Annotated in this window: 13 protein-coding genes and 1 tRNA gene; 5 read left to right on the top strand and 9 right to left on the bottom strand. The window is 72.2% G+C overall.

Annotated features, from left to right (window positions below; translation table 11 throughout):
* Positions 1–569 precede the first annotated feature (569 nt).
* Positions 570–1,052: a hypothetical protein gene (locus Srubr_RS31455; protein WP_189995358.1), complete on the top strand. Its 483-nt coding sequence runs from the start codon at positions 570–572 to the stop codon at positions 1,050–1,052.
* A gap of 77 nt (positions 1,053–1,129) precedes the next feature.
* Positions 1,130–1,330, top strand: a complete 201-nt coding sequence (locus Srubr_RS31450; RefSeq protein ID WP_189994943.1) for a ferredoxin — start codon at positions 1,130–1,132, stop codon at positions 1,328–1,330.
* Positions 1,331–1,358: 28 nt separating this feature from the next.
* Here Srubr_RS31450 and Srubr_RS31445 read toward each other — a convergent pair whose 3' ends face one another.
* A complete protein-coding gene (locus Srubr_RS31445) occupies positions 1,359–2,150 on the bottom strand; it encodes a glycosyltransferase family 2 protein (protein WP_229926661.1) in 792 nt (263 codons plus the stop codon).
* Positions 2,151–2,336: 186 nt separating this feature from the next.
* On the bottom strand, positions 2,337–2,735 hold the full coding sequence (locus Srubr_RS31440; protein WP_189994945.1) for a DUF6344 domain-containing protein: 399 nt from the start codon (positions 2,733–2,735) through the stop codon (positions 2,337–2,339).
* Positions 2,736–3,085: 350 nt separating this feature from the next.
* Here Srubr_RS31440 and Srubr_RS41110 point away from each other — a divergent pair, with 350 nt between their 5' ends.
* Positions 3,086–3,214, top strand: a complete 129-nt coding sequence (locus Srubr_RS41110) for a DLW-39 family protein (protein ID WP_003999697.1) — start codon at positions 3,086–3,088, stop codon at positions 3,212–3,214.
* 258 nt (positions 3,215–3,472) lie between these two features.
* On the top strand, positions 3,473–4,840 hold the full coding sequence (locus Srubr_RS31430) for a hypothetical protein (protein ID WP_229926662.1): 1,368 nt from the start codon (positions 3,473–3,475) through the stop codon (positions 4,838–4,840).
* A 19-nt stretch (positions 4,841–4,859) separates the two neighbouring features.
* On the opposite strand, the gene Srubr_RS31425 is transcribed toward Srubr_RS31430, so the two are convergent.
* Together Srubr_RS31425 and Srubr_RS31420 are read right to left on the bottom strand one after the other, a co-directional pair.
* Complete coding sequence (locus Srubr_RS31425; protein WP_189994947.1) at positions 4,860–6,320, bottom strand: serine/threonine-protein kinase; 1,461 nt, start codon at positions 6,318–6,320, stop codon at positions 4,860–4,862.
* A 111-nt stretch (positions 6,321–6,431) separates the two neighbouring features.
* A complete protein-coding gene (locus tag Srubr_RS31420) occupies positions 6,432–6,980 on the bottom strand; it encodes a helix-turn-helix domain-containing protein (protein ID WP_189994949.1) in 549 nt (182 codons plus the stop codon).
* 183 nt (positions 6,981–7,163) lie between these two features.
* Between Srubr_RS31420 and Srubr_RS31415 the strand changes: the two genes are divergently transcribed.
* Positions 7,164–7,236: transfer RNA gene (locus Srubr_RS31415), tRNA-Ala, on the top strand.
* A gap of 926 nt (positions 7,237–8,162) precedes the next feature.
* Here Srubr_RS31415 and Srubr_RS31410 read toward each other — a convergent pair.
* The 5 genes from Srubr_RS31410 to Srubr_RS31390 all read right to left on the bottom strand — a co-directional run bounded on the left by Srubr_RS31410 (position 8,163) and on the right by Srubr_RS31390 (position 11,339).
* Positions 8,163–8,825 (bottom strand): nitroreductase, encoded by a 663-nt coding sequence (locus tag Srubr_RS31410; RefSeq protein WP_189994951.1) that lies wholly within the window; start codon positions 8,823–8,825, stop codon positions 8,163–8,165.
* Between the two features lie 119 nt (positions 8,826–8,944).
* Positions 8,945–9,556 carry a flavin reductase family protein gene (locus Srubr_RS31405; protein WP_189994953.1) on the bottom strand — a complete coding sequence of 204 codons (612 nt, stop codon included), beginning with the start codon at positions 9,554–9,556 and terminating at the stop codon, positions 8,945–8,947.
* A 3-nt stretch (positions 9,557–9,559) separates the two neighbouring features.
* Positions 9,560–9,787, bottom strand: a complete 228-nt coding sequence (locus tag Srubr_RS31400; RefSeq protein WP_189994961.1) for an MbtH family protein — start codon at positions 9,785–9,787, stop codon at positions 9,560–9,562.
* A gap of 53 nt (positions 9,788–9,840) precedes the next feature.
* Positions 9,841–10,560 carry a tryptophan 2,3-dioxygenase family protein gene (locus Srubr_RS31395; protein WP_189994963.1) on the bottom strand — a complete coding sequence of 240 codons (720 nt, stop codon included), beginning with the start codon at positions 10,558–10,560 and terminating at the stop codon, positions 9,841–9,843.
* A 2-nt stretch (positions 10,561–10,562) separates the two neighbouring features.
* A complete protein-coding gene (locus Srubr_RS31390; protein ID WP_189994965.1) occupies positions 10,563–11,339 on the bottom strand; it encodes a thioesterase II family protein in 777 nt (258 codons plus the stop codon).
* Between the last annotated feature and the right edge of the window lie 63 nt (positions 11,340–11,402).

Here is an 11,402-nt window from a genome sequence, read left to right as displayed (position 1 = left end):
CACACACCGTCCGGACAGGCCACCGGCCCGGTGCTCGCAGAGGCAGCCCATGGCGCCGAACGTTCTCGGTCAAATTCGGCCACTCCGTGCCGCGCCCGGGTGGACGAGTCCGCGAGCGCCCTGGAAACCGTCCTCGCACTTCGACCCGCGCCGCGCCGACATGGCGTGGGTCGACGTTCCCGCACCGTTCGGCACCGGTCCCCGCGAGGGGAGGGACCGGTGCCGGGCGGGCGGGAATCGGAATCAGTCACTCCGCACGGTGGGCTGCCCGCTGGGCCGGGCCGTGAGCACGATCACCGGGCCGGGTATCCGGTGGGGCCGGTCGCCCGGCCGGGCCGTCCGGTCGCAGGCGCTGCGGGACCGCCCGCCGTGGACCCCGTCCGTGCGTCCGCCCCGGCCGCCGCCGCTTCCCGTCCGCTCACCCTCCGGGCGCCATGCCGGCCCCGGAGAGACCAGGCACGCGGGGAGACCAGGCACGCGCGCCGGCGGGAGGCAGCGCACACCCTGGAAATCTGACGGTACGTCAGCTACGGTCGCCTCGCCGGCCGTTCCCGAAGGGGTGAGTGCCCATGCAGAAGCAGCGTCCCCGGTGCCCGCGACCGCCCGGCGAGCCGCGCTGGGTCGCGATGTTCCGGAGTCCCGACGGGGAGACCTGGACGGTGGGCGCGCAGTCCCCCTACCGGGAACCGGTGCTGTACGCCGTCGGCGACATGACCCGGACCCTGCGCGCGCGGGGCGATGAGGTGGCGGTCGCGCTGTGGGGGCCCGAGAACGGCGCCTGGCGCCTCTTCGACACCCCGTCCGCTCCGACACGCGCCCCCGCCCCCGCGCCCGAGCCGTCCGCTCCGCCCGCCGCACCGGAACCGGAGCGGCTGGCCGAGCGCATGACGGACCGCCGGCACCAGGTGCTGCTGGCCGGGCTGGACCGGGCGGGCCTGTACGACCTCGGTCCGGAGGACGGAGAGGCGGTCCGCGTCCTGGCCGACCGGCTCGACGAGCCCACCGTCCGCCGGGTGGCCCACTGGCTGGCCGCCGCGGGCGGGCGGCCGTAGGTCCCCGTCGGCGGGTTGGGAGGGCGGTCCGGCGGGCAGTGACGTCCTGAAGGTCACCGCCGACGGCTGGAGGACGTATGGAGGTCTCCGTCGACCGCGCCCTGTGCTACGGCTCGGCCGAGTGCGCGCACCGGGCACCGGACGTGTTCGCGTTCGAGGACGGCTACGGCGTGGTGCGTCCCGGAGGCGTCCGGGCCGTCGGGGAGCCGCGGATACGGGAGGCGGTCCTGGAGGCGGCGGAGAAGTGCCCGTCGCAGGCCATCACGCTGCGGGAATAGGCCGCCGCGCCAACCGGCCAGGCCGCCGCTAGGCGGACGCGGCAGGCTCGGGGGCCGTCGGCGGGTAGGTCCAGCCGAGGCCGGCGAGCGCGTGGGCCCGGGCCTCGGCGACCGCCGTACGGGCCGCCCGCTCGGTGGGGTCGACGTGGGCCGCCTGGCCGGTGACCTGCCCGTCCCACTTGCGGTACAGCAGACCGGCCCGCGCCGAGAACCAGCCGCGGCTCACCGCGTCCAGCGCCAGCAGCAGCCCGGTGTCCTCGGAGGCCGGCAGCGCCATCCAGCCGCCCAGCGCGAGCAGCAGTTCGCGCCGTACGCACAGGGTCGCCGGATGGACCGGCAGGCGGAAGTCGTTCCGCTTCCAGTGGCCGAGGACGGTGCCGCGCTCCAGCGGGCCGTCGTCGGGGTCGCCCGGGAAGCCGGCCGTGGTGCCGTCGGGCAGCAGGTCCAGCACGCCGGAGGTCGTCCAGCCGACGGCGGGACGCGCCTCCAGCACGGCCAGGTCGCGGGCGAGCGCGCCCGGGGTGAGCCGGTCGTCGGCGTCCAGCACCTTGACGTAGGCGCCGCGGGCGCGGGACAGCGCGATCGTCCGGGCCACGCCGGGACCGCCCGGCCGGCCCTGGCGGAAGGACACCCGCGCGTCGTCCGGGACGTACGGGCGGACCTGGTCCGTCGTCCCGTCCTCCTGCACGACCCACTCCCACTCCCAGCCGTCGGGCAGCCGCTGCGCGCACAGGGACGCGTACGCGTCCGGCAGGAACCGGGCGGACGGGCCGTGGACAGCGGTGACTACGGTGACGCGCCGGCTCACGGCAGCGCTCACCACCTTTCCGTGCGGTCGGAGCCTGTTGTCGCTGCCAGCATGGCGTACGACGGGTCGGGGCACCCGGCGGGTCCCGGGAACAGCGCGAGACCCCCGGCCGGGGCGGCCGGGGGTCTTCCGTGTCGACTGGTGCGTACGCAAGTCGCCTTGTTGTCGAGACGTTGCGGTACTGCGGCGGGGCGGGGCTCAGCAGTCGAGCGCCGCCGGGGCGTGGTCGGGGCTCTGGGTCTCCGCCTCGGCCCGTGTCCGGGGCCGGGTCTGTTGCTGGAGTTCCGTCTCGCTCTGCTGGGTCTCGGTCAGCGGCCGTTGCCGGCAGCTGGGGGACTTTCCGTGGGCCTCGGCCCGGATCCGCTGCTTCATCGTGGGGGGCAGGGCCCTGGCGCGGGACCAGGCCCAGGGATGTGTGACCGGGATCGTCGGGAGGGTGCGGTGCGCGGTGCCGGTGCCGGCGCTCTCGGTCCGGGGTCCGGCCGGGGCGGCGGTGGCGGTGGCGGCGCCGGCGGAGACGAGGCCGAGCGCCGTGCACAGCGCGAGGAAGGCGGTGACGATGGCGGTCCACATCTTCATGACCTTGGTACGGGCCATGATCCCCTCACTTTCGGGTTGGGCGATTTGCGTACTTTGTTCATGATGTGTATGAGGGTCGCGATGTGGTGGACCGACGCCCGTGGCGCGTCGATGTTCCGATGAACACCACTCGGATGGCCGCAAGGAGGGAGAAAACCCTCTAAAAGGCGATGAGTGCGTCCGAAGGGGGAGCAAATTAACCGTCCGTGGGGGCCCGGTCACGCTCCGGTCGGTACGGCGTCCGGCCCCGCCTACTGCGCCGCCGGGTGCGGGAGTTGGGCGCCGACGCAGGTCACCGACCGATATCGGGCGGTGTGTATAGTCGGGCGCCAGAGGTCCCCTACGTCAAGGAAAGACGAGGTCGCGCGGTGAAGAAGCTGCTCCTGGTCGCACTGGCCGCCATCGGCGGGCTCCTCGTGTACCGCCAGATCCAGGCGGATCGCGCCGAGCAGGACCTGTGGACGGAGGCGACTGACTCCGTGCCCACGGGTTCGTGAGTCCCCCTGTCGGAACCGATACCGAATCTGTACAGACCCCGGTCGCCCGAGCGGCCGGGGTTCTGCGTTGTCGGGGGCGTCGCGGGGGCGCCCCCGGGTTGCGGGGGCTCGCGGGCCGGGGTAGCCGGGGCCGTACGTGGCGCCGCGGGGGCCGGACGTTTCGGACGGGTGTACCCGTTGCCCGGATGGCGCAGGGCCGGCCGGGGAAGGATGGAGCCCGCGACGCGGTGCGGTGTCCGACGAGTGGGGGTGTGGCGCGTGCGGGGCCGAGGGGGTACGGCGCGGGGGCGCGGGGGCGCCGCCGCCCGGTGCGCGGTGGTGGTGCTGCTGCTGGGACTCTGGTCCCTCGTCGCCCCGACGGCCGCCCCGACGGCCGCCGCGCGGGCCGATCCGCCGGCCGGGGACGCCTACGCCTTCACGCCCGGTGCCCGTACCGTCGTGGGCGCGCCGGACACCGCGGGCGCCGTTCTGCTGGACGCCCGCCACACCTACCGCAGCTCCCTCCCCCGTGCCGCGAGGCTGTACTACCGCCTCCGGCTCACCGCCGCGGAGACGGCGTACGTCCCCGTCACGGCCGTACCGCCCCCCGACGCGGCCGTCTCCGCCACCGACGGCATCCGCGTCTCGCTCCGGAACGCGAACGGCACCTCCTGCTCCTACGCCTCCGCGCGCTTCGGCGCCGGGATCAGCCCGCGCCCGGTCACGGCCCTGGGGCAGCGCGAGACCGGCAAGGCGCTGTGCCAGGGCAGCGGCACGTACTACCTGCTCGTCGAGCGGCTCGACACCGGGCGGGCGGACGCGACGGCCGGGGCCGCGCGGTGGGACCTGGAGATCGCGCCCGTCACGGAACCGGGCCTGGTCCGGGCCGGCTCCACGACCCCGCCGCGCGACTGGGACTCCGCCAGTCCCGAGCCCCCCTCCGGCCGGCCCCGCGAACGCTCCGGCGGCACCGGGTTCGCGACCGCGCGCACCGTGGGCCAGGGCGTCTGGCGGACGGCGCTCTCCCCCGGCGAGACCCGGTTCTACAAGGTCCCGGTGGACTGGGGCCAAAGGCTGCACGCCTCCGCCGAGCTGGGGGGCGCCCAAGGCCACGGCTACGTCGGCGGGGCCCTGACCCTCTCCCTCCACAACCCCGTCCGCGGCGCCGTCGACGACTCCTCCGCCGGCTACACCGGCACCGCCAAGCCCACCGCGCTCGCCCCGCTGCCGCCGGTGGAGTACGCCAACCGGTACGCCGTACCCGCCGGGGTGACCTCCGTACGGTTCGCCGGTGACTACTACCTCGTCGTGCACCTCAGCACCCGGCTGGCCGAGCCGTTCGGGCAGGGGCCGTACGAGGTGACGCTGCGGGTGCGGGTGGACGGGCGGGCGCACGCGGGTCCCGCGTACGACGGCGGGCCCGTGCCAAAGGACGTCTTCGAGATCAGCGACGCGGACCGCGCCGCCGCGCTGACCGGGGGCCTCGGGAGCGTGGTCACCCCGGCCGCCGAGGGGCGGGGGGACGGGGACGGTGACGGGGTGATGCGGCTGGTCGCCGTCGGGGGGATCGGCTCGGGGACCGCACTGCTGCTGGTCCTCGGCGGCTGGACGGTGGCCGCCCGGCGAGGGCACGCGCGGGCCCGGTGACGGCGGGACCGGTGCCTGCTCAGAGCCGGGTCAGCGCCCAGAAGCCCACCGCGTAGCAGACGAGCGCCAGCAGCAGGAGGGGGATCACGGCCTTCGCCGGGGGGCCCGGACGCCGGAGCGCCCGCCGCCCCCGGTGACGCCGGCCGGGCGCGGGTGACGGGGCCGGGAGGGGCGGGGCCGGGTGCGGGGCGCGGGCGGTGTAGGCGGCGGTGGTGGTGTCGACGGGCGGGACCGGTAAGGCGTTCGGCATTGGTCCGGGCACCTGGACCGGGGGCGTGTACAGGGGCGGGGGCGGGGGCGCGGGTGCGGGCGGGAGGGGACGGGAGCCGGGGGCCGGGTCCGGGGGCTGCTGGGGCGGGGGGATACGGAAGCTTCCGGTGTCCGACAGGGAGCCGGTGGGGGAGGAGACGCTGGGATCCGTATCGGTACGTGAGTCCGTACCCGTGCCTGGTCCCGTACCCGTGCCCGTGCCCGTACCTGTGCCCCCCGCGCCCGTACCTGTGCCGGTGTGCGGGTCCTCCCGCGGGGCTGTGCCGGCGGGCGGGGCCGGGGTGCTGTCGCCGTCGGGGAGCAGCTCCAGGGCGACGCCGGGGGCCTGCCGGAGGGGGCCCTCGGGGCCGAAACCGGGGGGCAGGGGGCCGAGTTGGTCGAAGATCTCGATGAGTTCGTCGTCGATGCCAGGCTCCGGCAGGAGTTCCGCCGCGGCGGCGAGCGCCTTGCGCGCCCCCGTGGCCGTACGGAACCGGTCCGCGGGATCGGGCTGGAGCAGCGAGGCGACGACCTGCCAGAGCGGTTCCGGGATGCCCTTGGGCGGGCCGGGCGTGCCGTTCTCCAGGAAGTACCGCACGAGCGCCTTGGTGTCCGGCTTGGCGCCTTCGAGGAGATAGAGGGCGACCAGCCCCACGGCGAACAGATCGGCCGGGAAGTCTGGTTCGGCGCCCAGCATCTGTTCGGGGGCGAGGTAACCGGGCGTGCCCACCACGAGGTTGGTCTCCGTCAGCCGGGGCTCGCCGAGCCGCATCGCGATGCCGAAGTCGGACAGCCTGAGCCGGGGGCGGCCGGTGCCGGTGGCTTCGAGGAGCACGTTGGCGGGCTTGATGTCCCGGTGGACGACGTCCTCGGCGTGCACGGCGGCGAGCCCGGACAGCAACTGGTCGAGCAGCGTGCACACGAAGGCGGGCGGGAGGGGGCCGTAGTCGCCGACCAGGTGGACCAAGGAGCCGCCGGTGACCAGGTCCATGGTGAACAGCACCTTGTCGTCGTCGGCGGCCCAGCTGGCCGGGGCGAGGACGTGCGGATGGTCGATGCGCAGCCCCTGCTCCCGGACGAAGCGGAGCAGGGAGTGGGCGTCGCGCTGCTGAAGGACCTTGGCGGCCACGTAACGCCGCCGGCGGTGGTCCCAGGCCCGCCACACGGCGCCCACGCCACCGCGCCCGATCGGGTCGGCCAGCTCGTACCGGCCGGCGAAGACCTCACCCATGCAGCCGCCGCTCCCCTCGTGGCCCTGTGCGCCCCGCTGGTGATCTCGTACCCCGTACCCGGTGCACCGTGCCCCGGCCGGCCCGCCCCTCCCGGTGCGCCGGCCCGTGGGTCAGCTCTGGTGGGACTGGTAGTGCGCGACGGCGTCGGCGGTGCGGCCGGCACCGTAGACGCGGAGGAACTCGGCGAGTTCGGGGTGGCTCGGCGCGAGGGCGTCGGCGGCGTCGATGATGTCACCGGCGGCGGCCACCGAGCGGAGCAGCGACTGGATCTCCCGGACCACGCGCTTGACCGTGGGCGCGCCCGAGCTGCCGGCGGTCTGGGTGGTGTTGCTGAGCACGGAGCCTCCCTGTGACTTCTTGATCTCCTCCATGCGCTCGGTCGCCTCGGCGGCGCTGACGCTGCCGTCCGCGACCTGGGAGGCCAACTCCTGCAGCAACTGGACACGCTGGACGACGGCGGGGTTGCCGATCTTGGCGCGCTGGCCGCTCATCAGCTGGGAGAGCATCGGAGCGGACAGGCCGAGGACCGCCGCGAGCCGTGCCTGGTTCAGCCCGAGATCGTCGATGAGCTTACGGAAGAGCGCCCCCAGCGGCTCCCCGTACCAGTTCCGCTGCAGCTCCCGCGCTCTGGCGGTGGCTTCCTGCTGTGCGGCGTCCATTGCGTCTCCCCATCGCTTCCCCTGAAAACCGCGGTTCGCTGTAGCGAACCACGTCGAGCATCTTACGGAGAGTGGTCATCCGCGGGGACCCCCAATCTTTTTGCGGGATACGGGGGGTGACCCGGTACTCTGGTCTGCGGCACGCGCCGGATACTGACCCTTCCGGCCGGCCGCTGCTTTCCCGGGGCCTTAGCTCAGTTGGTAGAGCGCCGTCTTTGCATGGCGGATGTCAGGGGTTCGACTCCCCTAGGCTCCACTTCTTCAGACCCCCTCTGACCTGCGGAAACGCTGGTGAGAGGGGGTTTTGGTCATTCTGGTGTGCGCACCGTGTGCGCACACGGGGTCGGACCCGGTGCTGTGAGGTCGTCGCACCGCCCGGTGGGGTGAGGCGCGATGCTCGCCCTGAGACGGGGCGATGCCCAGTGGTTCCGGGCTCCGGGGAGTGTGGTTGCTCGGCTGGTACCGCTCGCCGAGCCGGGCCGCCGAGGGCTGAGACGGGACTTCTGCCCGGCCTCCCGCTTGCCGCGCGCCCGAGATCTTCACCGACCGCGTAGCTGCCGAGCGCTTCCGGGGCCTGGTGAACGGACACGGTCAGCGGTGGCCTCCCGGCTGGATACGCGGCCATGGGTTCGTGAGCGACCCGCGGAGTCCGCAGGAGATGTTCGAGCCCTTCGCCCTGAAGCGGATTGCTCACCGGTGTCCAGGGTGCCACCAAGGCGAAATACCGGCGGCTGGTCGAGCAGAACATGGCGCCGTGGTCCAAGAGCCGCTTTGTTCGGGACGGAGAAGGCGGTATCACCCGCGAGATGGTCCAGCAGTGGGTCAACGACCCCTCCGCCGGAGCACCGGCCCGCACGGCGGCCGCGCGACCTGCGCCGCCGCAATGGCCGTCCCGCTCTCGCTCAAAGGCTGGGTAAAGATGCAGGACGGAGCATCGCCCTCTTCGGGTCCGACTCCCGGGGCTCCACCTGTTACGGCCCATCTGACCTGTGGAAACGCGGTTGGAGGGGTCTCTTCGTCCCGAATTCGTCTGCTGACGTGTCAGACGGGTGGTGCCGACGTGGGGCCTCAAAAGCCCGATTTCCCGGGGCTGTGGGAAGGGGGCGCTCCCCCGTGGAACCCCTAGGCGGATGTGCCTGGGCCGGCACTTGCTCAGCGGGACCGCAGGGGGTGCGCCGGCAGTCAGTCGAGGAAAGTCACCGTCTCGTCGAGCGGGGCACGGTCCACGCGGACGCACGGTCCGGTCGGATCCGCATGACCCACCGATACGCCGCAGAAGAGGACGAGTGGCTCGGCGGGAGAGACGATGTCGGCAACCGTGCGGTGATACACCGACCATGCCATCTGCGGGCAGCTGTGTAGTCCCTCAGCCCGCAGCAACAGCATGACGGTCTGAAGGTACATGCCGACATCGGCCCACTGGGACGGTCCCATGTCCTGGTCGATGTAGGAGAAAAGAGCGGCGGGCGCGCCGAAGCAGTGCCAGTTCGCGATGACCGCCTCGCGGCGGGCGGCTCGGTCGTCGCGGGAGATGCCGAGAGCGCCGTACCGCTTCTCGGCGGCGGCCCAGCGGCGCTCTCGATAGGGAGATTTGAGATCACGTGGGTACATCTCGTACTGCGGTTCGTCTCCTGGATCCCCCGCTGCAGCTCGCGCGACGGCCTGTTCCTTGAGCTTCTCCAGTCGCTTACCGGTCAGGACATAGGTGTGCCACGGTTGTAGATTCGCTCCGGACGGCGCCCTGGATGCGGCCGAGAGCACTCTCGTGAGCACTTCCTTGGGGACGTGCTCAGAGGTGAATTTCCGCACAGCCCGACGCGTGGCCACCGCATCGTAGACATCCAACGGCCGCACCCTCCTGTGTCGCCTCACCGCCATCAGGCTGCTCCCTGTGCCTGGCAGCAACCCACCTTCTCAACGGTTCGAAGCGCTCAGAGGTGACATCCGGGCGGTGGAATCCGGCCTCATCCGCCCACGACGTAGCGGTCCGACGTGCGGACGTAGTCCGCGGCACCCATGCGGCCGACGGATCCCAGTCGGTCCAGGTCGACGTGGAAGTCGACTTCGTCGATCAACCCCTCCTCCGCAGTGACGTGGACCACCTCTCCGATGACGACGAAGTGGTCCCCGACCGGGACCACCGCGGACGTCCGGCATTCGAAGGCGATGGGGGACCCTTCGATACGGGGGCAGCGGACTCTCCGGCCGGGCAACGGCCGCAGCCCAGCTGATTCGTACTCCGATTGTCCGTACGGCAGCGGTCTCGCGGAGGCGGTGGCGGCCTCGGCATGCTTTTCGATCAGCACATTGATGGTGAACTCTCCGGTGCCCCCTTCGGCCGGCACCCGGGCATTGCGGCACGAGTCCTTCTCGCTGCCGTCGGCCCGACGGCCGACACAGAAGAGCAGGGCCATGGGGGAGTACCCCACAGCCGTGTAGTACGAGAAGGGGGCCAGGTTGATCGCCCCGTGCGAGGAGACCGTACTCACCATGGCCACCGGCCGGGGGACCACGCTCCACAGCAGCAACCGCTCGCGCTGCCGCACCGTCATGTCCGCTACGTCGATGTCCATCATGGATCAGCTGTTCTCGCCGACGGGGGGCCGTACCGGGCCGGCAGCCCGAAGGCTGTGCGGCCGCAGGTCCGTCCACTCACGGTCTATACGGGAGAGACACGCGTCCAGCGTGCTGGTGATTCCTACGGGCGACCAGCCTGCCGGGACGGCCTGGTCTGCCGGCCAGACCGAGTACTGCTGCTCGTCGTTGACGACGACGTGATGGAGGCCGGGGGTCTCGTCCGCTGTCATGAAAACCGCCTTCGTCTCGTGGGGACAGAGTGAAAGTCCCGGTGCCGTGCGTGTCACGCCGGGCTGGCGGCGAGTTCCTCAGCGTGCAGGGCGCCGCGCAGCCGCCGCAGCTCGGGGAAGGGCAGAGTGATCCTGCGCATGAGGTACTCCTCACCGGTCGTTCCACCGGTGCCCCGCTGGCCTCCGACCATCTTCGACATCAGGCCGAGGTGGGCCACCTTCCAGCGCCAGTAGCCGTTGCCGACGTCGAGTAGGGCCTCGGCCACCCGGTGCAAGCCGCCACCGGTGATCCCGAGCCGGCAGACTTCGGCCACGGTGCATCCGTGGTGGTCGGCGCAGTCCTCGAACGCCCGGTACAGTTCGCCCTCCTCACCGCTGTCCCCGAGCAACTCGCCGACCGTCATGAACTGCTGTGACTGCGCCCCGCTGGCCGTGCCGAGATAGGGCCGGAACCGGACAAAGTGGCGCAGTGGGAGGCGTTCCAGGGCGAGTACCTGTTCGTGCAGGACGCGGAGGAGTTCTGCGGACCGCTGTAGGAGTTCCACGCTGGTGTCCACCGTGTCGGCAGGCCGGCCTGTGGAGGACAGCAGGTCCCTGGCCAGGCTCAGGTCCGCCACGACCTGCTTGAGCCACAGCTCGCAGGACTGGTGGGCGACGATAAAGAAGTGCTCGGCCAGGACCACGGTCCGGTCGGCTGTCGCGGGTATCCGTGTCCTCTGGAGCGACAGCAGCACGTCCGTCTGGAGGTAGGAGGAGTAGTTCAACTCGGCCATGATCAGCTCCGCGTCAGTGAGTCCGGGTGGAGTGCGGTGTCGAGGAAGGCGGTGATGTCGGCGAGAAGGTGTTCGGCGTCCTGGAACGGATGGAAGTGGTGCCCTTCCCGTTCCCGCAGGCTGAACGGTCCGGTGGTTACCGAGGCCCAGCCGGACAGCAGGGTGGTGTCCACGAGCGGATCGCGGATGCCGTGGTAGCAGCGGAGCGGGCAGGACAAGGGTGTGGTCGCAGGCTCCGGGCGGTACTCCTCGTGCGCTGTGATGTCCGCACGCAGTACCGGCAGCAGCACTTCCACCAGTTCCGGTTCGTCGGCGACTGCGGGGTCGATCCCGCCCAGGGAGCGGATGAGGGACCATAGTTCGCCGTCGGACACGCCCCTGGCCCTGATCCGGCCCCGCGTGCCGGGAGCCGGGCAGCTCGACACCAACAGACCGCTCGGGGCCCGGCCCAGGGTGCCGAGGGTCAGGGCGGTCTCGTAGGCGACAAGGGCACCGAGGCTGTGCCCGAACAGCACAGTGGGCAACGGCGGCAGGCGCAGCAGTGCGGAGGCGAGTTCCGCACCCAACGTGCGCACATCGGTCGACAGTGGCTCGCCGAAGCGGTCGCCGTGTCCCGGGTACTGCGCCGCGAGCAGCTCTACGCCCGCCGGGACCCCGGCGGCCCATGCTCCATATCCGGCTGCGGTACCGCCGGAGTGCGGAAGGCAGACGATCCTTGCGGTGGGGGCGGACGCTTGGACCAACGTCCGCAGGCAGTGATCCCGGCGTGCAGGAAGCATGAGGTGCTCCTCCGGTTCGGATGTGTTCGTAAGTTCTCACGGCTCACCCGGGCAGGCAGAGCA

Source organism: Streptomyces rubradiris, assembly GCF_016860525.1.
GTDB lineage: Bacteria > Actinomycetota > Actinomycetes > Streptomycetales > Streptomycetaceae > Streptomyces > Streptomyces rubradiris.
This window is presented reverse-complemented; position numbering and strand designations above follow the sequence as displayed.

Coding starts and splice junctions, on each gene's coding strand:
- Srubr_RS31455 (WP_189995358.1), top strand. CDS start 570: ATGCAGAAGCAGCGTCCCCGGTGCCCGCGACCGCCCGGCGAGCCGCGC.
- Srubr_RS31450 (WP_189994943.1), top strand. CDS start 1,130: ATGGAGGTCTCCGTCGACCGCGCCCTGTGCTACGGCTCGGCCGAGTGC.
- Srubr_RS31440 (WP_189994945.1), bottom strand. CDS start 2,735: ATGGCCCGTACCAAGGTCATGAAGATGTGGACCGCCATCGTCACCGCC.
- Srubr_RS31425 (WP_189994947.1), bottom strand. CDS start 6,320: ATGGGTGAGGTCTTCGCCGGCCGGTACGAGCTGGCCGACCCGATCGGG.
- Srubr_RS31420 (WP_189994949.1), bottom strand. CDS start 6,980: ATGGACGCCGCACAGCAGGAAGCCACCGCCAGAGCGCGGGAGCTGCAG.
- Srubr_RS31405 (WP_189994953.1), bottom strand. CDS start 9,556: ATGATGGACATCGACGTAGCGGACATGACGGTGCGGCAGCGCGAGCGG.
- Srubr_RS31400 (WP_189994961.1), bottom strand. CDS start 9,787: ATGACAGCGGACGAGACCCCCGGCCTCCATCACGTCGTCGTCAACGAC.
- Srubr_RS31395 (WP_189994963.1), bottom strand. CDS start 10,560: ATGGCCGAGTTGAACTACTCCTCCTACCTCCAGACGGACGTGCTGCTG.
- Srubr_RS31390 (WP_189994965.1), bottom strand. CDS start 11,339: ATGCTTCCTGCACGCCGGGATCACTGCCTGCGGACGTTGGTCCAAGCG.